Source organism: Chryseobacterium sp. 2987 (assembly GCF_031456375.1).
In the GTDB taxonomy this organism is placed as follows: domain Bacteria; phylum Bacteroidota; class Bacteroidia; order Flavobacteriales; family Weeksellaceae; genus Chryseobacterium; species Chryseobacterium vaccae.
In genome coordinates this window covers 24,826-45,998 of sequence record NZ_JAVDUN010000010.1, presented here as the reverse complement: position 1 = coordinate 45,998, position 21,173 = coordinate 24,826, and the positions used below count along the sequence as shown (strand labels likewise).

19 protein-coding genes are annotated in these 21,173 nt (G+C 37.6%); 6 read left to right on the top strand and 13 right to left on the bottom strand.

Annotation, left to right across the window (positions count from 1 at the left end):
- Nucleotides 1-11: 11 nt before the first annotated feature.
- From J2Y40_RS21345 to J2Y40_RS21320, 6 genes are all read right to left on the bottom strand, one after another.
- Nucleotides 12-830, bottom strand: coding sequence for a polysaccharide biosynthesis/export family protein (locus J2Y40_RS21345; protein WP_310001232.1), 819 nt, complete (start codon nucleotides 828-830; stop codon nucleotides 12-14).
- Nucleotides 831-863: 33 nt separating this feature from the next.
- Nucleotides 864-2,792: a nucleoside-diphosphate sugar epimerase/dehydratase gene (locus J2Y40_RS21340; protein ID WP_153394977.1), complete on the bottom strand. Its 1,929-nt coding sequence runs from the start codon at nucleotides 2,790-2,792 to the stop codon at nucleotides 864-866.
- A gap of 129 nt (nucleotides 2,793-2,921) precedes the next feature.
- A complete protein-coding gene (locus J2Y40_RS21335; RefSeq protein ID WP_153399855.1) occupies nucleotides 2,922-4,004 on the bottom strand; it encodes a DegT/DnrJ/EryC1/StrS aminotransferase family protein in 1,083 nt (360 codons plus the stop codon).
- Between the two features lie 43 nt (nucleotides 4,005-4,047).
- On the bottom strand, nucleotides 4,048-4,512 hold the full coding sequence (locus J2Y40_RS21330) for a regulatory protein RecX (protein ID WP_185151963.1): 465 nt from the start codon (nucleotides 4,510-4,512) through the stop codon (nucleotides 4,048-4,050).
- 59 nt (nucleotides 4,513-4,571) lie between these two features.
- Nucleotides 4,572-5,840, bottom strand: coding sequence for a serine hydroxymethyltransferase (glyA, locus tag J2Y40_RS21325; protein ID WP_310001294.1), 1,269 nt, complete (start codon nucleotides 5,838-5,840; stop codon nucleotides 4,572-4,574).
- A gap of 141 nt (nucleotides 5,841-5,981) precedes the next feature.
- Nucleotides 5,982-6,881, bottom strand: coding sequence for an NAD(P)/FAD-dependent oxidoreductase (locus tag J2Y40_RS21320; RefSeq protein WP_310001230.1), 900 nt, complete (start codon nucleotides 6,879-6,881; stop codon nucleotides 5,982-5,984).
- Between the two features lie 107 nt (nucleotides 6,882-6,988).
- Between J2Y40_RS21320 and J2Y40_RS21315 the strand changes: the two genes are divergently transcribed.
- Entirely contained in the window at nucleotides 6,989-7,372 is a 384-nt protein-coding gene (locus J2Y40_RS21315; RefSeq protein ID WP_310001229.1) for a transcriptional repressor, read from the top strand.
- Between the two features lie 168 nt (nucleotides 7,373-7,540).
- Here the strand turns inward: J2Y40_RS21315 and J2Y40_RS21310 are convergent, their stop codons facing one another.
- The 7 genes from J2Y40_RS21310 to J2Y40_RS21280 all read right to left on the bottom strand — a co-directional run bounded on the left by J2Y40_RS21310 (nucleotide 7,541) and on the right by J2Y40_RS21280 (nucleotide 14,887).
- Nucleotides 7,541-9,064 (bottom strand): glycosyltransferase family 39 protein, encoded by a 1,524-nt coding sequence (locus J2Y40_RS21310; RefSeq protein ID WP_310001228.1) that lies wholly within the window; start codon nucleotides 9,062-9,064, stop codon nucleotides 7,541-7,543.
- Between the two features lie 11 nt (nucleotides 9,065-9,075).
- Nucleotides 9,076-9,639, bottom strand: a complete 564-nt coding sequence (locus J2Y40_RS21305) for a hypothetical protein (protein ID WP_310001225.1) — start codon at nucleotides 9,637-9,639, stop codon at nucleotides 9,076-9,078.
- A gap of 139 nt (nucleotides 9,640-9,778) precedes the next feature.
- The gene (locus J2Y40_RS21300; protein ID WP_310001223.1) at nucleotides 9,779-10,972 is read right to left on the bottom strand and encodes an efflux RND transporter periplasmic adaptor subunit; all 1,194 of its coding nucleotides are present in this window, start codon (nucleotides 10,970-10,972) and stop codon (nucleotides 9,779-9,781) included.
- Nucleotides 10,973-11,074: 102 nt separating this feature from the next.
- Nucleotides 11,075-12,346 carry an ABC transporter permease gene (locus J2Y40_RS21295; protein ID WP_153394991.1) on the bottom strand — a complete coding sequence of 424 codons (1,272 nt, stop codon included), beginning with the start codon at nucleotides 12,344-12,346 and terminating at the stop codon, nucleotides 11,075-11,077.
- Between the two features lie 48 nt (nucleotides 12,347-12,394).
- The gene (locus tag J2Y40_RS21290; protein WP_153394993.1) at nucleotides 12,395-13,624 is read right to left on the bottom strand and encodes an ABC transporter permease; all 1,230 of its coding nucleotides are present in this window, start codon (nucleotides 13,622-13,624) and stop codon (nucleotides 12,395-12,397) included.
- A gap of 130 nt (nucleotides 13,625-13,754) precedes the next feature.
- The gene (locus J2Y40_RS21285; RefSeq protein WP_153394995.1) at nucleotides 13,755-14,105 is read right to left on the bottom strand and encodes a four helix bundle protein; all 351 of its coding nucleotides are present in this window, start codon (nucleotides 14,103-14,105) and stop codon (nucleotides 13,755-13,757) included.
- A gap of 92 nt (nucleotides 14,106-14,197) precedes the next feature.
- The gene (locus tag J2Y40_RS21280; protein WP_153394997.1) at nucleotides 14,198-14,887 is read right to left on the bottom strand and encodes an ABC transporter ATP-binding protein; all 690 of its coding nucleotides are present in this window, start codon (nucleotides 14,885-14,887) and stop codon (nucleotides 14,198-14,200) included.
- Between the two features lie 426 nt (nucleotides 14,888-15,313).
- Between J2Y40_RS21280 and J2Y40_RS21275 the strand changes: the two genes are divergently transcribed.
- The 5 genes from J2Y40_RS21275 (at nucleotide 15,314) to J2Y40_RS21255 (ending at nucleotide 21,032) form a co-directional block, all read left to right on the top strand.
- Entirely contained in the window at nucleotides 15,314-16,288 is a 975-nt protein-coding gene (locus J2Y40_RS21275; protein ID WP_153394999.1) for a ribonucleotide-diphosphate reductase subunit beta, read from the top strand.
- Nucleotides 16,289-16,393: 105 nt separating this feature from the next.
- Nucleotides 16,394-16,681, top strand: a complete 288-nt coding sequence (locus J2Y40_RS21270; RefSeq protein WP_153395001.1) for a hypothetical protein — start codon at nucleotides 16,394-16,396, stop codon at nucleotides 16,679-16,681.
- A gap of 45 nt (nucleotides 16,682-16,726) precedes the next feature.
- The gene (locus J2Y40_RS21265) at nucleotides 16,727-18,394 is read left to right on the top strand and encodes a ribonucleoside-diphosphate reductase subunit alpha (protein ID WP_262885797.1); all 1,668 of its coding nucleotides are present in this window, start codon (nucleotides 16,727-16,729) and stop codon (nucleotides 18,392-18,394) included.
- Nucleotides 18,395-18,884: 490 nt separating this feature from the next.
- Nucleotides 18,885-19,457, top strand: a complete 573-nt coding sequence (locus tag J2Y40_RS21260) for a hypothetical protein (RefSeq protein ID WP_153395005.1) — start codon at nucleotides 18,885-18,887, stop codon at nucleotides 19,455-19,457.
- 6 nt (nucleotides 19,458-19,463) lie between these two features.
- Nucleotides 19,464-21,032, top strand: coding sequence for a hypothetical protein (locus J2Y40_RS21255; protein ID WP_153395007.1), 1,569 nt, complete (start codon nucleotides 19,464-19,466; stop codon nucleotides 21,030-21,032).
- Nucleotides 21,033-21,173 lie beyond the last annotated feature (141 nt).

The following is a 21,173-nucleotide window of genomic DNA, read 5'->3' as shown; positions in this document are numbered from 1 at the left end:
TTATGGAACTGTTATTTTTTAATTAAACTCACAATGACAGCCGCTGCAGTAATAGCAATTGAAGCTGCAGTTAAATATAATCCTGTATTAGGATTTTGTTTAGACATCGCATCTTTAGTGTTATTTGCAGAAACTATAATAGCGTCTCCCTGTTTTAAGTTATAATATGGAGAATTAATAAGGTTAGCATCTCTTAAGTTTACTTTACCATGAGTTACCTGGCCGTTTTCTGTTCGGATTACCAAGATATCCTCTCTTTTTCCATACATAGTAAGATCTCCAGCTAAACCTAGCGCATTCCAAATAGTACCTTGTCCATTAGAAATTACATAATCTCCCTGCTTATTTACTTCTCCAAGAATTGTAATTTTAAAATTAGCAAGTCTTAGGTTAACAGTGGGATTAATGATGTATTGTGTCATCTTATTTCTCAGTTCATCTTTGAACTCTACTAATGTTTTGTTTGAGGTATTAAGTTTCCCAAGTATAGGAAAATCTATATCTCCATTAGCATCCACAACATAAGTAGGACCTGTAATAGAAGCAACGCCCTGGTTAGGAGTATTCCCTCCTGCAAATGCATTAGTCTGAACAATTTCAGATGAAGAATAGTTTTGGTTAAAAGGCTTTACAACATCCATATCTTTTGCAGTCACCAATATTACCAACTGATCTCCCGTTTGAATTGTATTATTCAGATTTTTTGAAGATGCTTCAAGAGCTATCTTCTCAATATTTTGCATATAGTTAAGGTCATTTTTTGCGTTAGGATTTGTCTTGCATGAAACTAACCAAAATGCGACCAATACAACCAATATCTTACTTTTCATATCTTAAAATTGTACAAATATACATTTATATTTTTATTTATCTAAAATCTCATAGATCGAGTTATTGCTCCTAAATTCAGGCACAATTGATTTCAAAATCTTAACAACTTCTACCTTATCTTTCATTACGGAAGCCTCTGTAATCAGGTTGATCAAACTCTCAATTTCCATAAACTCCATCGTCGGATCTTTAGAGATCATGATTTTTTCATTATGAGTAGGAAGTGTTTTTGCATTATCGCTCAACAGCTCTTCGTAGAGCTTCTCTCCTGGTCTCAATCCTGTATAAATAATCTTAATATCAATATTAGGTTCAAATCCCGAAAGTTTGATCATTCTTCTTGCCAGATCAAGGATTTTTACAGGCTCTCCCATATCAAAAACAAAGATTTCTCCACCCTGCCCCATTGTCCCGGCTTGCAGTACAAGTTCGCAGGCTTCCGGAATCGTCATGAAATATCTCACAATGTCCGGATGGGTAATGGTAACCGGACCGCCAGCTTCAATCTGCCTTTTAAAGTGCGGGATAACGGATCCGTTCGATCCTAAAACATTACCAAATCTCGTTGTAATAAACTTGGTTATATTACCGTCAACATGCTGTAAAGACTGAACAAATAATTCAGCAGCTCTCTTGGAAGCCCCCATTACATTGGTAGGATTCACAGCTTTATCTGTAGAGATCATTACAAACCGGTTGACCTTGTAGCGGCTAGACAACACCGCAATATTTTTTGATCCTAAAACATTGACACGTATTGCTTCATTAGGGTTTTCCTCAACCAAAGGAACATGCTTATATGCAGCAGCATGATATACCATTGAGAAATTATAGGTCTGGAATAAAGGTTCAACTCTGTGAATATTAGAAACATCAGCCAAAACAAACTTGAATCTGATGTGAGGAAATTTCTCTTTCATCTCCAGCTCAATGTCATACAATGGAGTTTCTGCCTGATCTAAAACAACAATTAAAGCAGGGTTGAACTGAGCAACCTGTCTGACAATTTCACTTCCGATAGAACCAGCTCCACCGGTTACCAGTACATTCTTATTAAAATGTCTGCTTTTTACCTCTTCATTTTCTATCTTAATAGGCTTTCTGTTAAGAAGATCCTCAATCTGAAGATTCCTGATGGATCCCCCCAGGTCACTGTCTCTTAATTTCTGTACAGAAGGAGCTTTGAATATATTCAGGTCTTTTTCTAAAAATAAATTCACCCAGGAATTCATTTCGTCTTTAGACATCATTTCTTTAACAATAATAACACCATCAATGATAAGATCTTCTTTTGTTGCTTCTTCTATTTTCCTTTTTTCGTAGATAGGTTTTCCTAATAACGAAGCTCTTTTCGAATCTGTCCTTTGAGTTAAAAATCCTACAACCTGATAAGGCAGACTTGGATTATCAAGAATAGCACGTGCTATAGCAATAGACTGTTCATCAATACCCAGTACCAAAATTCTTTTTTTCAGGGTACTTCTCCTGTATTCTCTTACAATATGAAAAAACTCTTTCACATAAAGCCTGAACAGAAAAAGTCCCATAAAGGAGATGATAAAATATAGGACAAGAAAAGGGGTTAAAATAAATTTCCCTCCTGTTACCCAGAAGTAAATAAGATTTACTACGCCTATAACTGTCATTGTACAAAAACAGGAAATCAGCAGTTTGAAAAGATCAATAAAGGTGGAGTGCCTTATAATCCCTGCATAGGTCTTGAAAAAATACATAAACATAGTATTCACCACAATAATAAAGGTAAAAACTATACTTTTATCTTCGTGATAAATAAATTCTTTCTGAGTAATTTTTTCTATAGTATAAGTAGAAAGGAATAGAGATATAACCAAAATGATAATATCTATTACAAGTATTATCCATCTGGGAAGATATCTTACATCAGAGAGATTGACAACATTGTCTCCTCCAAATACTTTTTTCCTAAAAGAGTTGTACATTGTCTGTATTTGTGTTCATATTTAAAACGGCTAAAACCAATTTTTAATTAATATTAATTCTTGAGATGGATACAAAATTAAAATAAAATCCCATCTTTATTTAATTTTATGGTATAAATTTAGGGAATTTCACATCCTAAGGATTTCAGCTATTCTTTCCTTGTCATCGTCCGTTAAATTAGTCCCCGATGGCAGGCACAATCCATGGTCAAAAAGTGTACCAGAAAGATTATTTCCAAAAAACTGATATTGTTTATACAACGGCTGAAGATGCATGGGTTTCCATAGATATCTGGTTTCTATATTATTCTGAGAAAATAGTTTCCTCAATTTTTCTTTTGAAAGATTATTTTTGAGAATAACCGTATTGAGCCAGTAGTTAGAAAAAAAATCACCATTTGGTGCAGAAAAAAGTTCAATATTTTCATGATCTTTAAGACAGATCTGATAAAAATCATGATTTTCTCTCCGTCCTGTGATCTTATTTCCCAGTGTTTCCAGCTGTCCGCGGCCTATTCCTGCTGTAATATTATCCATCCGATAATTATAGCCTATCTCAGAATGACAGTAATAATCTTCATCATCTTTGGCCTGTGTTGCCAGAAAAAGAGCTTTCTTTTTATCAGCTTCATTTCTCGAAATCAGAATTCCCCCGCCTGCCGTGGTAATAATTTTATTTCCGTTAAAGCTGATGACTGAAAGATCTCCGAAAGTTCCACACAACTGTCCTTTATAGCTGCTTCCCAGGGCTTCTGCACTATCTTCAATCAATGGGATTTCATATTTCCGCGAGATGCTGAGTATTTCGTCTGCTTTGAAGGGCATTCCATATAAAGAAACAACAATAATGGCTTTAGGCTTTTTTCCTTTCTGAATACAGAATTTAACAGCTTCTTCCAGTGCATCAGGGCACATATTCCAGGTATCTTCTTCACTATCTACAAATACGGGAACAGCATTTAAATAAAGTACAGGATTAGCAGAAGCTACAAAAGTGAACGACTGGCAGATTACGAAATCCCCTTCTTGAACATTCAGTAATCTCAGGGCAAGGTGAATGGCTGCCGTTCCGGATGATAAAGCTGTAACATGGGAAGTGCCTCCTAAATAATGCTCAAGACTGTTTTCAAATTCATCTATATTTGAGCCGTATTGGGAAATCCAGTTGGTATCAAATGCGTGTTGTATATATTGAAGCTCATTCCCTCCCATATGTGGTGGTGAAAGCCAAATCTTCTGTTTTTCCAATATCTATTTATGTTTCTCCAAAAGTATCATTTATTTTTTCATATTCAAAGCCTCTGCTCATCAAATATTTTATAGTTTTTACTTTTTTTTGATATTCTTTCAAGCCTTTCTGTTTAGAAGAATAATTTTCGTAAATTTTCCTGATCATTTTTTCATAATCATCTTCATCAATCTCATCAAAACAGCTATTGATAAGTCTTTCGGAAATCTGTTTCTGCTTCAGATTCATCCTGATCTTATTTCTCCCCCAATGTTTGATATAGAATTTACCCCTGATATAGCTCCGTGTAAAGCGTTCTTCATTCAGAAAGTTCTCCTTCAGAAGATAGAGCATAATTTCTTCCCTGGCTTCATCAATCAGTAAAAACTCTTTCATTTTCTGTTCTACCTCGGCATGGCATCGGTCCTGGTAAACACAATAATTTACCACCTTCTGCCTGATTTCCTCAAATGTGAAAGATTTCTTCTCCATAATCAATGAAAAAAGAATGGACAGGTGCCCATTCTTTATTTTGTATTTTCCGCTAACAATTAATAGTTGAACAGTGCTTTTCCTTCCATCAGTTCATTTACTTTTTTTCTGACAGATGCAAGAACTTCTTCGTTTTTGATATTGTCTACGACATCGGAGATCAGTCCTGCAATAGTATCCATATCATTTTCTTTAAGGCCTCTTGTAGTAATAGCAGCCGTTCCTAATCTGATACCAGATGTAGTGAATGGTGACTTATCATCAAAAGGAACCATATTTTTATTACATGTAATATCAGCAAGAACTAAGGCTTTTTCAGTCTCTTTACCGTTTACGCCTTTATTTCTAAGGTCTACCAGCATTAAATGGTTATCTGTACCTCCGCTTACAATATCAAATCCTCTGTCGATCATTGCTTTTGAAAGCGCCTGAGCATTTGCTTTAACTTGTTTAGCATAGGTTTCAAATTGTCCGTCTAATGCTTCACCAAAAGCTACTGCTTTACCGGCAATAACGTGCTCCAGCGGACCTCCCTGAATTCCTGGGAAAACGGCTCCGTCCAATACCTGGCTCATCATTTTGGTTTCTCCTTTCGGGGTTTTATGACCGTATGTATTTTCGAAATCTTTCCCCATCATAATCATTCCTCCTCTAGGACCTCTTAAAGTCTTGTGCGTTGTTGTTGTTACCACGTGGCAGTGCTCAAACGGAGAGTTCAACAGCCCTTTGGCTACTAAACCTGCAGGGTGAGCAATATCCGCCCAAAGTGTTGCCCCGATTTCATCAGCAATTTCTCTGAATTTAGCATAATCCAGATCTCTTGAATACGCTGAGAAACCAGCGATAAGCATTTTTGGTCTTTCTCTGAGAGCTACTTCTCTCATCTGGTTATAATCTATAAGGCCGGTTTCTCTTTCTACTCCATAAGACACTACCTGATACTGGATTCCTGAAAAGTTAACTCCTGAACCGTGGGTAAGGTGTCCTCCCATAGAAAGATCCATTCCCATGATTTTATCTCCTGGTTTCAAAACAGCAAGATAAATGGCAGCATTAGCCTGAGAACCGGAATGCGGCTGAACATTCACATAGTCCACACCGAAAAGTTTCTTGGCTCTGTTGATTGCCAACGTTTCAACCTCATCTACCACTTCACAGCCCCCGTAATATCTTTTACCCGGGTACCCTTCAGCATATTTGTTTGTCAGTACGCTTCCCATTGCTTTCATCACGTTTTCAGAAACAAAGTTTTCTGACGCAATAAGTTCTAATCCATGGGATTGTCTTTGTCTTTCTTTTTCAATCAGGTCGAAAATAATATCCATTATACTTTTAGTTTTTGAAATTTTCCACCCCAAATGTACGGAATTTCCGTTGAGATTTCAACAGTGGGAAAAATGATTTTTGAAAGCTTAGCAGCCGAGGGTGACAGCATAAATTCACCGGTAAAGTCTTTCAGAATATTTCATTTAAAATTGTTCTTCCGCCAATTCTTTGTTCACTACTGCTCCGGTAAAATTCCCTTGAGCAATCGCATTAGCTACGGATCTCATCATGGTTATATTATCTCCGCAGGCAAAAAGTCCGGGGATGTTGGTTTTCTGCATAAAATCAACTTTAATAAAGCCCTGTTCCGTCAGCTCACAGCCTAATTCTGAAGTATCAACGTTTTGTATAAAAGGTATTTTAGCATACAGAGCATTCAGGGAAATCTCTTTTCCTGTTTTAAAAATCACCTTTCTGATATGTCCGTTTTCATGTTCAATACTTTCAACCTGATCTTCAATTAACGAAATCTTATTCCCGGCTAGTTTTTCCTTTTGCTCTTCGGAAAGAGCAGATCTTCCATTGGTTAATAGAGAAAGGTTTTTCGTAAGATTGTATACCACTTTTGTGAAATCATAAGCCATATCTGCGTCCGAAAGAATTCCGGTGGTTTCATTTCTCACTTCATACCCGTGACAATATGGACAGTGCAGAACAGAAATTCCCCAACACTCTGCAAATCCGGGAATATCCGGCATCACATCTTTTACACCCGATGCAAGAATCAGTTTCTTAGCATGAAAACTGTTGCCATCCTGAGTCTCAACGGCAAACTCATCATTTTTACTGATCTTGGTTACGGTACCTTCATGAAATTTCACGGTATTATATTTTTCAACCTGCTCTCTGGCCAATGTTGCTATTTCTTTTGGTGCCTTACCGTCATGAGTGATGAAGTTGTGCGAATGTGGTGTCTGCCTGTTGCAGGGTTTACCGTTATCTATGATCAGTACGTTTCTCACTGATCTTCCCAGTGCCATTCCTGCTGATAATCCAGCATAGCTTCCGCCAATAATGATGACATCAAAGTCTTTATTTTCCATTATAATTAAGTTTGAATGATGATTTAAGTATCTGTTTGTCTGTACAAAGTTAAATCAAAATCTCATTATTGCAACACAGTCGCAATAATATTTTATATCTTTGCCTTATGAATAAGCGGAATACCAAAACAAAACAACTGATCCTGAATTCATTAAAAGATTCAAAATCAGCGGTAAGCCATGATATTTTACAGAAAGAGCTGGGAAATGAGATAGATAGGGCTACCATCTACAGAATTTTGAATAGTTTCTGTGATGACGGAATTGTGCATAAAGTGGTGAGTGATGACGGGAAGTCCTATTTTGCACCCTGTCGTGGATGCTCCGGAAAGCACCATAAACACAGTCATTTTCACTTCAGATGCCTTCAATGCGGAACGATAGAATGTATGCCGGAAGAGGTGGATATTACCATGCCGGAAGGTTATCAGCCTGTGAATTTTAATGGAATTATTTCAGGTTACTGCCCGGAATGTTCTTTATCAAAATAATCCTTACGTCTGGGTTTATTGTTTTTAAACCATTAAGAGCCATTTAAGTTTTAAGATTAATTAAGGAAAAAATCAAATATTTTCTTGATAAGCTTTATGCTTTAAAGAAAAACAGAAGACAGACTTAAACTTTACTATATTTTCAGAAGTTATTTACCCTCCACCTTTTTAATACTCTCCTTTTACTTCATCTATTTCTTCCTGCAGTCTTGGCCTGATATCTATTTTTGCATTTTTAAAACTGAAGATCATCGCTCCTTTTTCTCTTGCAAACGGATTGATAATAGAATCTGCCTTTTTGGAAGTTTCAAAGTAAGGGCCGGTCTCTTTCAGTTCATCATTATCTGAGAATGGATCTTTGATTCTGATCAGATGATCATACCGCTTACTCAGATCAAACCAATTAACATAATCCGCATTAAAAGAAACTGCCTCTATTTTCTGTTTTGAATAATAATTAATAGCTCCAGCCTGTCCGTAATTATCGCAAAGAACCAAGGTTTTCCCGGATTTCGACAATACTGCATATTCTTTATCTGTTTTCTCTGCAAGTTCCTTCCAGCCCTGCATATCGGCAAAATCCTGAGGCAGCGGATGATCTTTTCCGTCTTCCCAACGGAGAAGTCCTAGCTTTTTATATTGATCAGGGTGATGAATGATATATTCCGGGCTTTTATTGGGAAAAGCTACTTGATACAAAGGGATAAATAACAAAACAGGAATCAGTATGCTGACAGGCTTTAGTATCTTTTTCCAGCCATCCGCCAAAAGATAAGCGAGATACACTGAGCCCAATGCGATGAATACCGGATAAAGTCCAGCCGCATAATAATCCTTTGCTCTGAAAAACAGGAACAGCCCGATTGTGAATGCATACGCCCAAAAGAAGAATCTAAATTTTTCAAATGCCTTATAAAACAGTAAAGCATACAATCCGGCGAAAATTATAAAAACAGCACCTATGAAAAAAAGCATCTGGGATTTTAAAAACTCAAAGCGGCTAACATTTACCAGCTGAGTTTCTGAAAGTTCCTTCATATGATGAACCACGGGAAAGTTATTATGATATTGCCACAGCAGATTGGGAAAAATGATAACAAGAGCCAGCAATGCGGCTCCGTAAAGATGGGGCTGAAGAAATAGGGCTCTCTGTTTCGTCAGCAGTAAAGCCGGAATAATCCCCAATACAGAAAAGACGATATTATATTTATTCAGAAAACCGATTCCGAAGATCACTGCGCCAATGTATAACCATTTTACTTTTTCAGAATTAAAATACCGGATCAGGACGTAGTAAAGCATCGTCCACAACAACACTTCCAGAGAGGTGGGCTGAAAAAGCATATTCATCCGAAGAAATACAGAAAACAAAACTCCCGTTGACGCCAGTACTTTGGCATATAGATTTCCCTGCAATTCTTCGACAATTTTCCACACGGAAGCAATTGTGAGAGCACCCAGTAAAGCCGGAAAAAATTTAACCCAGAAGACAGACCCTCCCAACATTTTGATGAGCCAGGCCAACCAGGAATTCACAGGAGGAACGGAAACATATCCCCATGCCAGATGATTCCCCTGGTCGAGGTGCAGATATTCATCCCGGTGTAGTTCATATTCAGGGCTGATTAATATATATTGCAGTATGAATTTACCAATGATAAAGAAAAAGAGGATAAGGTAATTTTTCTTCATGAACGTTTGTTTTAAAATATTTCAAACCTCTGAAGGTTCATTTCTGCCTTTACATCAGAAATCTTTTCACTCCAATACTTAACCGCGTCCAATTTATCAGGACATTCTTCAATCGTTCTGTCCTGACACGCGGTCATCTGTTCTTGGTATTCACTCAGGATATTCCTTAAATACTGTTCGTAATCTTTCGGATTCTTTGGAATATAGCCAATCCCGTAACAACCACAGGTATTAAATACTTTTCCTGTTCTGAAAAGACCTTCTATAATTTCCCATTCTTTGACCGCTGTTTTTTTAGGAGCTTTAAACTCCCACCCAAGATGTGCCATGATGCTACCACATTCCGGGCATTTTACAGGTCTTGATTCTATTTCCTTTATCAGTAAATCCAGCTCTTCTTTATTAGCTTTCATAAAAAGATGTCCGATTTTTCTCACACTGCCGTCAGGAGCATGATATACGTTTTCTTTTTTTATTCTTAAAAAAATGTCATGAGAACCCTGTTGTTTAAATGATTTTCTGCATTTAAAACAAGCATAGTGAATTTTATAGCCCTTTCCCGCGTATCTGCACATGATTTTAATTTTGAACTCAAATATATGATTAGTTTTCAGAAAAACAGCGGTTTAAGAGTGGTTCTAGAGTTCTTTTCAATAAAAAAATCCTGAGAAAGTTTCCCAGGATTTCATCATGTAAATCTATAATGATTGTTTATTATTTTTTCTTCTCTTTAAGCTCTTCTTTGTCTTTATCAGAAGGGTTCCATACTTTCACTTCGGCATTTTTATCAATTCCGGAAAGGATCTGTACATTGATTCCGTCGCTGGCTCCCAGTTTCACATATACTTTTTTGAACTTACCGTCTTTCTGCTTCACTTCTACAAAAGGAGAATCCTTCCCTTTGACTTTCTCATACTGAACAAGAGATTCATCCAATAAAAGAGCATTCTTCTCAGATTTCAATACAATTTCTCCGTTAGCAGAGAAACCGGCTCTGATGTACTCGTTATTAGGATTTCTTACATCTCCTTCTACCGGGAATTTGATGGTTCCGCTGTTGTCTTTTCCTTTTGGAGCAATCATGGTAAGTTTACCCGGAAACGTTTTGTTCTGCAATGCACCAATCACGATTTTCATGTCCATTCCCTGCTTTAATTTTCCTGCCTGCGCTTCGTCAATATCTCCTTGGAAGATCAGTGAATTCAGATCTGCAATGGAACAGATGGTAGTCCCTGCGTTGAATGAGTTGGCCTCAATTACCTGGCTTCCTACTTTTACGGGAACTTCAAGCACGGTTCCGGAAGCTTTTGAACGGATCTGCGTAGTTGCCAATCCCTGAAGTTCAGGAGTTGCTCCTGTTTTTACAATCTGTAGTCTTTTTTCAGCCGTTACAAGCTGCTGTTGAGCATTTTTAAGGGTCTGCTGCTGAGAATAAAGTTGCTGCTGGGAATTCAGATATTCCTGCTTTGAGGCAACACCTTGCTTGTAAAGCTTTTCCTGCATAGCAAACTGTTTCTGCATATTATCAACATTCAACTTAGCATTATTGATCTGAAGCTGAGAATTAACCACTTCCTGCTGCGCGTTGTTCACATCAGCGATATTAGGAATAATCCTTACCGTAGCGATCAGCTGTCCTGCCTCTACTCTATCCCCTTCATCTACCAGAATTTTATCGATAATCCCTGCAATGTTAGGTTTGATCTCAATTTCTTCTTTCGGAACAATTTTACCTGTTGCCATGACCTTATCTTCCATATCCTTAATGACAGGCTTCCTGGTGAGGAAGGCTTCAGCCTGCTTGGAATTGGATTTCACAAGATACCCGATTCCTGAGAACAATGCCACTGCAAATAAAAGCCCCAATACAATATAAATGGCTTTTTTCAAAGTGAATTTCTTTTTCATATACCTAGTTTATTTTTTTACTATTTAATGGTTTAAAGATTGAAAATTAAAATGTCTGACAAACATTTTCAGATTTTCAAATTTTTCATTTTCAAATTATTACTACTCTGTCCTCAACGCTTCAATCGGCCTGATTTTTACCGCTCTCTGTGCCGGGATCATCCCGATAATCAGTCCCAGAATAACCATTACGGACATAGCGCTGAATACGTTTCCATAATTAACCGTAGGGTTGTAGAACGGGAAGGTATCCTGATTCTGGGTCGCTACATTAAGAATAATCAGAACAAAAATTCCGAACATGAATCCAAGCAGCCCCGATGAGAGTGTAATTACCACACTTTCCAACAGGATCTGGTTTCTTACTTCAGCAGGTTTTGCGCCTAAGGCTCTTCGTATCCCGATTTCTTTGGTTCTTTCTTTTACCGTGATCAGAAGGATATTGGAGATCGCAATTACACCCGCCAGAATGGTAAGGGTTCCTACGATAATCGTGAGAAGCTGCATTCCGGTAAGAAAACCTGTCAGCTTTTTAAATTCTTTCCCGATATTGAAACTCATAAAGGCATTGGTATCTTCAGGAGATACTTTATTTTTATCTTTCAATACCTGTTTTACGTCTTCCTCTACAACTCCTAAATCTGCCGTTGGCTTGCCTACAATAGCAAACAGGTCAATCTGCTCCCCGGCATTGTACATTTTGGTATAGGTTGAAAGTGGAATATAGGCACTCTGATCGCTTTCAAAACCTCCTCCTTTTTTCACACGAAACACTCCGATGACGTTAAAGAACATCCCTTTTATATTCACTGATTTCCCGATTGGGCTTTCATTTTTCTTGGAATCGAAAAAGTTCTTGTAGATTTCTTCCCCAATCACTACTACATTTTTATTCCCCATCACATCGGCATCATTAATGTAACGTCCGAAAATAAGTTTCTTTTCCGAAATTTTATTTCCTACCGGATAGTCTCCTGTAAGACCATAAGTTCCTTTTTTGCCATTTCTTGACATGAGTTCCCCGGCAGTTCCGGTAAAACTTCCCCTGGAATTCTGCGGCGAAATATAATCTATTGCAGGAACTTTCTGTTTCAGCATATCCATATCAGACAGCTTCAGATGAAGCTGACGCCCTTTCGGAAAACCGTCATACGGAATGGAGGTATTTCCAGCAAACAAGAAAATGGAATTGGTAGCAAATCCTGAGAACAATTTATCAAAACCGTTTTCCATTCCTTTGGCAGCCCCAAGAAGGCTTACATATAAAAACATTCCCCAACCCACACCAATCATGGTAAGGAACGTACGAAGCTTATTATTTCTCAATGAATAATAAATTTCCTGCCAGGTATCTTTTTTAAATAAAATATTCACTTCTCTGAGTTGTATTTTTATATTTTCTTTACTATATCCTAATTACCTTTATTCGGTTCTCAACGCTTCAATCGGTTTGATCTTTGAAGCTCTGTACGCCGGAACGAACCCTGCGATAAGTCCGGAGAAAACCAATGCTATGAAAGCCATAATAATTTCTGTCGTACCTACACTCGGATTCACAATGAAGAATTCTTCGAGACTGTCCCCCATTAAGCTAAGGGTCAAAACTCCCACACCAACTCCTACAATACCTGAAATTACGGTAATCACAACACTTTCCTGTACAATCAGTCCTACAATGCTTCCCGGTTTAGCACCGATAGCTTTACGTACTCCGATCTCTTTGGTTCTTTCTTTTACGATATACACCATGATATTGCTGATTCCGATGATTCCGGCAAGCAGTGTTCCCATTCCAATAAATCCTACGATAATGGTAAGTACAAACATAAACTGGAAGGTTCCTTCCATATTCTTGGCGTTATTCCATACTCCTACTCCATTTTCGTCATCAGGAGAGACATTTTTTCTTGATTTTAATTTATCTTTAAGCTCATCTCCGTATTTAATTGCTTCCTGAGGAGTAAGCTTTTCATTATAGGCAATATAGACTGTATTGACCGTATCTGATCCTTTCTTCATCTGCTGAAGGGTTGTAATAGGAACCGTAATATGTCTTTCATCCCGGTCTCCCCCATCATCAGAAAATACGCCCACCACTTTGAACATGGTACCATTGATATCAAGATCTTTACCTACCGGGCTTCCGTTTTTGATAAGGTCTCTTTGCACCATTCTTCCGATTACCGCTATGTTCTGTTTTCTGTTCAGGTCCATAGGATTCAGGTAGCGTCCTTCTATAACTTTTCTGTTTTCGATAATCTGCTCTCCCGGCTCCGCACCGTTTATCTGATACATTCCGCTTTCCTTACCGTACTTCACCATCATACTCGTAGTATATCTCGGGCTGGCATCTCCCACTTTTTCTTTATCGGTATTGATCAGAAAATCATAATCGTCGTTATCCATCGTTACATTCCTGTCCGACTGGAGACCTCTGTAGGCCACCGTCGTTTTCCCTGTATAAATAGTGATCAGATTTTGGGCATCTCTTGCAAAACCCTGTGTAAAAGCATTCTGCAATCCTTTACCAATTCCGAACAGCACAATAAAGATAAATAGTCCCAAAGCTACCGTAAACCCCGAAAGTACCGTCCGCAATACATTACTGCGGATAGAACTGAATATTTCCTGCCAACGATCTAGGTCAAACATATTTTTTATTTTTTACTATGTAAAAAGTCAATTAACGATGTTGTGAATTTTCTCTGAAGTCAATTAACAAAGTAGTCAATTTTACGGCATCCAAAAATTCATGACTGACTATTCACACTTACTTTTGTCTTTATTTCAACATTCCGCTTAACAGGATAAATGTTGTCTTTATTAAATTTCCAATTTTTGTTAACTCCTCTTGTTTTATATAATCACAATCTATAATTATGTCAAAACAGGAATCTAATTCTATTACTGAGCCTCTTGTAATCTCAAAATATCTTTTTCTTTCCAACTCTGATTTTCTGGAGCATCCTTCGGTAATATTCAAAACAACAGAAGTTGATGCCCGGCGTATTTGATCAATCAGATTAAATCTTTCACTATCCGGAATTTTAATGAAAGTTTTATAGCACTCTTTTCGCAGTTCTTTAGCTGAAATATAAACATCAAGTTTGTAATGGTTCAGATTTAAAAACATTTTTATTTTTTTTCAAATTCATTTGTTGTTTTTTTAAATTTCGGAAAAAAATCAAATTCACTTGCGAAGCAAACTGACCATTCACCATTCATTTATAAGACAATCTGCTTTATAAACTCATCACTTTCTATGATTCCGTCCTTCAGCACAACGTTTCTCTTGGTTTGTGCGGCTACGTCCGGCTCATGGGTTACGACGATGATGGTTTTCCCTTCGTTATTGATGTCCTGAAGAAGCTTCATAATATCGTGGGTTGTTTTGGAATCCAACGCTCCTGTAGGCTCATCCGCCAGAACAATTTTAGGATCTGTAATCAAAGCTCTCGCGATAGCGACTCTTTGTTTCTGTCCTCCGGAAAGTTCATTAGGAAGATGGTTAGCCCATTGTGCAAGACCTACTTTCTCCAGGTATTCCATAGCTTTCTGGTTACGTTCTTTTCTTGGAACATTCTGATAATACAGAGGAAGGGCTACATTTTCCAGAGCGGTCTTATAGCCGATCAGATTGAAAGACTGGAAAATAAATCCTAAGAATTTACTTCTGTATTCTGCTGCTTTTACTTCAGACAAATGTTCAATAGGAACACCATCCAGTTCATAGGTTCCTGAATCTTTTTCATCCAGAATTCCAATAATATTAAGAAGCGTGGATTTCCCGGAACCGGAACTTCCCATAATAGAAACAAATTCGCCTTCGGAAATATTGAGGTTGATTCCCTTGAGAACGTGCAGCTTACTTTTCCCGGTGTCGTATGATTTATGTAAATCCTGAATTACTAACATTGAGTGATCTATGATTTTATACCCAATAAGTAGATGATATTTTCAATTTGTTACAAGAACCCGAATTTATTCAAATATTTTATTGTTTAATAAATCAACCCTTTATTTATAGCACATTACAAAACATTGTTTAACTGTAACTATAGATTTCCATATATTTTTTGTCAATAACCCTGTCTAAGCCATTATCTGCGCTACTTTCATGTAAATGTGGAAAACTTTTAGAGTTAAAAGTCAGCCAATTAGTATTTAGGGCTTTCAAAATCAGTTCTTTTTTTCGAACTTTGTACTTAGTTCTTTACAAGAAACTGCTGCTTATCAAAGTGAATAACTTTCAAACATAAGCACCAAATAAACAGAAAGTTAACTGTTATACCAACGTTATCCACAGTGATGTAAATTATTTAATTTTAAAGATATTTTAATATGGGAATTTTTGATAAAAGAGTAAGCTACAAGCCATTTGAATACCCTGAGGTTCTTCAATTTGTAGAAGCGATCAACAAATCGTTCTGGGTACATTCGGAAGTTGACTTTACTGCAGATGTTCAGGATTTTCATTCGCAACTTGAACCACACGAAAAAAATGCTGTGAAAAATGCTCTTTTAGCTATTGCACAGATCGAGGTGTCTGTAAAGACATTCTGGGGAAACCTGTACAATCACCTTCCAAAACCTGAATTCAACGGACTTGGAGCTACTTTTGCCGAATGTGAGTTCCGTCATTCTGAAGCGTATTCCCGTTTATTGGAGGTATTAGGGTATAATGAAGAATTCCTTAGCGTTATAGAGATTCCGGCTGTAAAAAAGAGAATAGACTTCCTGTCGAATGTTTTAAAACACGCCAACTCTACAACTCCGAAAGAATATGTGTCCTCTCTTTTATTATTCAGCATCCTGATTGAAAACGTATCGCTTTTCTCACAATTTGCGATCATTCTTTCTTTCACAAGATTCAAAGGATACATGAAAAATGTTTCCAACATCATTGCATGGACCTCTGTAGATGAACAAATCCACGCCAATGCGGGAATTTACCTGATCAACAAGATCCGTGAAGAACAACCCAACCTTCTTACCGATTCAGATATTGAAGACATCTATACTTTAGTAGATCAGTCTATTGAGCTGGAAGGTGAAATCTTAGACTGGATCTTTGAGTTAGGAGAACTAAGCGTTTTCTCAAGAGAAGACCTTCTGAACTTCATGAAATACCGAGTAGACGACAGTCTGAAAAAAATCAATATGGAAACCCGCTACAACATTTCTCCTGAGCAATACCGCCCGATGAAATGGTTTGAAGAAGAAGTTTTCGCCAACTCTATGGATGATTTCTTTGCCAAAAGACCGGTTGATTACACGAAACACGATAAGAGTATTACAGCCAACGACCTGTTTTAATGAATGAGGCGCGAGCGAAGCGAGCGTCGAAACAGATAGTATTAGAGATATCATTCTGAGAATCCTTTTCTCAAAATAAATATACAATACCAAAACGCAAAGCAAATGATTAATGTAATTGTAACCTACACCGTAAGCCCTGAATTTGTTTCAGAAAATAAAGCCAATATTCAACAGTTTCTGGATGATTTTCAGAATTTAGATCAGGAAACATTTGAATATAAGGTGTATGTAAAAGAAGACGGTGTTACGTTTCTGCATTACTCCAATTACATCAATGAAGAGGCTCAGTATGAGGTTTTAAATGTTCCGTCTTTTAAGGAATTTCAAAGATTAAGAGACGAAAGCGGACTGAACGGGTCCCACAAAGTAGAAATTTTACAATCAATATAACAACAAAATTCCGGAGTATATAACCTTACTCCGGAATTCGAAAATATAACATCTATGGAAGAGCAAAATTCAAATATCTGGTGGCTCAATGAGGAATCTGAGCAAATGCTGAACAGAGGCTACCTGCTGAAAGGAGAAACAGTAGAAGGAGCTATTGACAGAATCACCACTGCAGCTGCTAAAAAACTATACAAGCCGGAACTACAGCCTGCTTTTAAAGAAATGATCACCAAAGGATGGATCAGTTTCTCTTCTCCTGTCTGGGCCAATATGGGAACACAGAGAGGTCTTCCTATTTCTTGTTTCAATGTTCATATCCCGGATAGTATTGAAGGAATTACCCACAAAATGGGTGAGGTAATTATGCAGACTAAGATCGGGGGCGGAACTTCAGGATATTTCGGAGAGCTTCGTAACAGAGGTACTGCGGTAACTGATAACGGTAAATCTTCAGGAGCTGTTTCTTTCATGAAATTGTTCGACACTGCTATGGATGTAGTTTCCCAGGGCGGTGTAAGAAGAGGAGCCTTTGCGGCCTATCTTGATATTGATCACGGGGATATTGAAGAATTTTTATCTATCAAAGATATCGGAAGTCCAATCCAGAACCTGTTCACAGGAATCTGTGTTCCGGATTACTGGATGCAGGATATGATTGATGGTGACATGGACAAGCGTAAGATCTGGGCTAGAGTTCTGGAAAGCCGTCAGCAGAAAGGCCTACCCTATATTTTCTTTACAGATAATGTGAACAGAAATAAGCCTCAGGTTTATAAAGATTTGGGAATGCCTGTGAATGCAAGTAACCTTTGCTCTGAAATCATGCTTCCTTCTACCAGAGAAGAATCTTTTATCTGCTGTTTATCTTCTATGAACTTAGAACTTTATGATGAATGGAAAGATACAGATGCTGTAAAACTTGCCGTTTACTTCCTGGATGCTGTTTTAACTGAATTTATCGAAAAAACAGAAGGAAACTATTACCTGCAGGGAGCAAGAAACTTTGCCTTACGTCACAGAGCGCTTGGATTGGGCGTTCTAGGATACCATTCGTATTTACAGAAAAATATGATTCCGTTTGAAAGTTTTGAAGCTACTCAGTTCAATGCAAGAGCTTTCAGACATATCAAAGAACAGGCGGAACAGGCTTCAAGAGAACTGGCTAATATTTATGGTGAACCGGAATTATTAAAAGGATACGGATTGAGAAACACCACAACAATGGCCATTGCTCCTACCACTTCAAGTTCTGCAATTTTAGGACAGACTTCCCCGGGAATCGAGCCTTTTGCATCTAACTATTATAAAGCAGGTCTTGCTAAAGGAAACTTTATGCGTAAAAACAAATACCTTGCAAAATTATTGGAAGAAAAAGGGTTAGACAATGAAGAAACATGGAGAACCATTATGCTGAACCACGGTTCTGTACAACATTTGACAGAACTTACTGACGAAGAAAAAGCAGTGTTCAAAACATTCAAGGAAATTTCTCCAATGGAAATTATTTCCCAGGCTGCGCAAAGACAACAGTATATTGACCAGGCACAATCTCTGAACCTTCAGATTCCATCTACAATGCCGGTAAAAGATGTTAACTATCTTTATATTGAAGCATGGAAGAAAGGAGTGAAAACTCTTTACTATCAAAGAAGTTCATCTGTATCCAAAGAAATGATGGTCAACTTTGTATCTTGTTCTTCCTGCGAAGCATAATTCACAAATAATAAACTTTTTATATACACAAAAGCACGCTATTCAGCGTGCTTTTTTTATGATAAATAAAAATTTAACAAATTTTAACATATTTAATATTTTTATTAAATATATACTCAATCATTTACCAACACTAAGAATAATCAATGTTCACTCTCCGACGGGTGAATCAAATCCTCCTATCGCAGAGATCAGGCCATTGTTATATCATAATTTTATCTACATTTGTTCAATATTACACTATGATTATTCAATTATACAGAAAAATATAAACTAAAATATCTCAATTAAATTAATATTTAACATAATAATAGAAATATTATAACCTGTATTGAAAAATCATATCAATATAAAAACACAGAAAAAAATTAATATTAATCAATAGTACCTTTTATTAGAAAAAACACACAATACTACCTTTAAGCAATTAACTTCTTACTGACATCTGGTTTGTCAATAAGATCAAAACACACAAAAAAATTATTTCGACATGTACAAAATTATTACCTTAGTTTTGGTGATGGCTTTCTGTTCCATTACTGCGCAGGTGGGCATTAATACCGCCTCACCTGATCAAAGTGCTGCTTTAGATGTTACCAGCACTTCAAAAGGAGTTTTACTCCCAAGAATCACCACCCTCACTTCAGTTACCAATCCCGCTACAGGACTTGTCATTTTTGACAGCAACAAGAAATGTATCAGTCAGAATGTGGGAACTCCCGCAGCCCCTGACTGGGTATGTCTTTCTCCCTATGCAGCTAGATTCTTCTATATGCCCAGCGTAGTTTTCGACACCACAACAACCGCTACCGGGCAGACAAAAGATTTGTATACCTTATACAAAAATCAGTTTTCGAACGTCGCTGCTAACGCAAGGAGCGCTTCAGCGCCGGCCTCCATTCCATTTTTCCCAAATGCTACCGATCTGTATTATTATGTAACAGGCTATGATCCGGCTGTATTTAAAATCAACAGCATAAGCAGTACAGGTGTCCTGAATTATGATATCCTGTCCAATGCAACCTCTGCATCTTTCATCAATATTGTTTTTGTTGTAAAATAAACAGTCATGGAAAAGATTTTTAAAAGACCATCATTGATGTGTCTGTTATTCAGCCTGCTCGCTCATTTCGCCTACGCACAGACAGACAGTACAGAAGTAGCCAGTATTTACGGATTTTATTCGTATTCAAGTTCATTGATGAATGCTTCTTCAGCATCTGAACTCAGCATCCAGGGAAATGCAACGCATACTTCAACAGGAGTACAGCTTACCCCAGCCAGCACAGGGCAATTCGGAGGATTATTTATCAATGGAAGAACATTCACTTCAGTTAATGGGCTGCATGTTGAATTTGAGTATGATATGAAAAATGGGGCACCCCTAAGCGGAGCCTATGGAGACGGACTTTCATTCTTTCTGTATGACGGTTCTGTGACTAATCCGGTTATCGGATCACCGGGTGCAGGACTTGGATATGCTTATAACAGAGCAAAAGACACGTATGCCTCCCAACGTAAAGCCGGACTTACCGGAGCTTATTTGGGTATTGCTTTGGATGAATTCGGAAATTTTAAAGCAAAACGGTTCCAGGGAGAATCCAGGGTAAATGGTATTTCGGGAGTCACATGGAGCCAGGGAGGGAGCCATGTAACATTAAGAGGAGCCAAGGGTGCAGCCATCAATACAACAGGTTTAGGAGACGGATATACAGGTTATCCGGTTCTGACAACCCGTACCACCTTAAGCAATTCCGGAACTGTTGGCAGAATATTACAAACCAACAGAAGTTACGCAGCATCCACCAATACGCTTTCCTCTGTATTTGATCTCAGAAATAACAGTGGCGAATTCAGGAAAGTATATCTTGATCTGATCCCGCATTTTACCAGTCCTACCACAACCGACGGATTTGATATCAAAGTGGATATACAGACCTTACAAAACGGAACACCGGTTAATGTGATCAATTATTATCATTATCCAACTTCAGTACCTTACACTGAAAATGCTAATCCGCAGACAAGTGATTTTAACAATTCTGATACTGAAGGAACCGCAACAAACCAGACCCTGAATGCAACCGTTCCTTCTTTTCTGAAATTAGGTTTTGCTGCAGCTACAGGAGCCGCTTATCAGCAGCATATTATCCGAAATGTAAAACTTACACTTCCCTATTCTGCAGTAGCTAATGATGATGTTGCTTCAACATGTAAATTTCAACCCGTCTCTATTCCGGTATTCAATAATGATATAGCATATAAAGGCCCGATCAGCATTGTAACACCGCCAGTAGGAAGCAAAGATAATATTGACTATTCAACCTTTAGTTTTACTAAAAATAATGATACAGATCTTACTCTGTACCGTAAAAAAATAACAGCACAGGGAACATGGAGCTATAATAAATCTACAGGTATTGTCACGTTCAGCCCTTCCAGCGGGTTTACCGGAACAACTACAATGACTTATACCATCAAAGGAAAAACTTTAAAAGACAGCAACGGAAAAATCGTTGAACCTTATGGAGATACTGCATACAGATCCGTTCCCGCAACCATTACGGTTAATTTGAAAACCTCAGGATGTATCTATGCTGTTGTTTCCAACAAAATGGTAACACAGGGTATCAAGTAAAACACAAATTCATCATAAAAAGCTGCACGTTTTGTTTGCAGCTTTTATTTTTAATAACCGCTTAAAAAACTTAATAACCTGATAAGCTGCCCCAATGATTTTATTAGTTTGAAGACATCAATCAGCAAAAAATTGTCTAAT

Bases quoted from the DNA above. Each gene is read 5' to 3' on its own strand.
- J2Y40_RS21335 (WP_153399855.1), bottom strand. From the start codon at position 4,004: ATGGGAGGGAATGAGCTTCAATATATACAACACGCATTTGATACCAAC.
- J2Y40_RS21320 (WP_310001230.1), bottom strand. From the start codon at position 6,881: ATGGAAAATAAAGACTTTGATGTCATCATTATTGGCGGAAGCTATGCT.
- J2Y40_RS21285 (WP_153394995.1), bottom strand. From the start codon at position 14,105: ATGTTTTTAAATCTGAACCATTACAAACTTGATGTTTATATTTCAGCT.
- J2Y40_RS21290 (WP_153394993.1), bottom strand. From the start codon at position 13,624: ATGTTTGACCTAGATCGTTGGCAGGAAATATTCAGTTCTATCCGCAGT.
- J2Y40_RS21330 (WP_185151963.1), bottom strand. From the start codon at position 4,512: ATGGAGAAGAAATCTTTCACATTTGAGGAAATCAGGCAGAAGGTGGTA.
- J2Y40_RS21345 (WP_310001232.1), bottom strand. From the start codon at position 830: ATGAAAAGTAAGATATTGGTTGTATTGGTCGCATTTTGGTTAGTTTCA.
- J2Y40_RS21255 (WP_153395007.1), top strand. From the start codon at position 19,464: ATGGAAAAGATTTTTAAAAGACCATCATTGATGTGTCTGTTATTCAGC.
- J2Y40_RS21260 (WP_153395005.1), top strand. From the start codon at position 18,885: ATGTACAAAATTATTACCTTAGTTTTGGTGATGGCTTTCTGTTCCATT.
- J2Y40_RS21315 (WP_310001229.1), top strand. From the start codon at position 6,989: ATGAATAAGCGGAATACCAAAACAAAACAACTGATCCTGAATTCATTA.
- J2Y40_RS21280 (WP_153394997.1), bottom strand. From the start codon at position 14,887: ATGTTAGTAATTCAGGATTTACATAAATCATACGACACCGGGAAAAGT.
- J2Y40_RS21300 (WP_310001223.1), bottom strand. From the start codon at position 10,972: ATGAAAAAGAAATTCACTTTGAAAAAAGCCATTTATATTGTATTGGGG.
- J2Y40_RS21270 (WP_153395001.1), top strand. From the start codon at position 16,394: ATGATTAATGTAATTGTAACCTACACCGTAAGCCCTGAATTTGTTTCA.
- J2Y40_RS21310 (WP_310001228.1), bottom strand. From the start codon at position 9,064: ATGAAGAAAAATTACCTTATCCTCTTTTTCTTTATCATTGGTAAATTC.
- J2Y40_RS21305 (WP_310001225.1), bottom strand. From the start codon at position 9,639: ATGTGCAGATACGCGGGAAAGGGCTATAAAATTCACTATGCTTGTTTT.
- J2Y40_RS21340 (WP_153394977.1), bottom strand. From the start codon at position 2,792: ATGTACAACTCTTTTAGGAAAAAAGTATTTGGAGGAGACAATGTTGTC.
- J2Y40_RS21275 (WP_153394999.1), top strand. From the start codon at position 15,314: ATGGGAATTTTTGATAAAAGAGTAAGCTACAAGCCATTTGAATACCCT.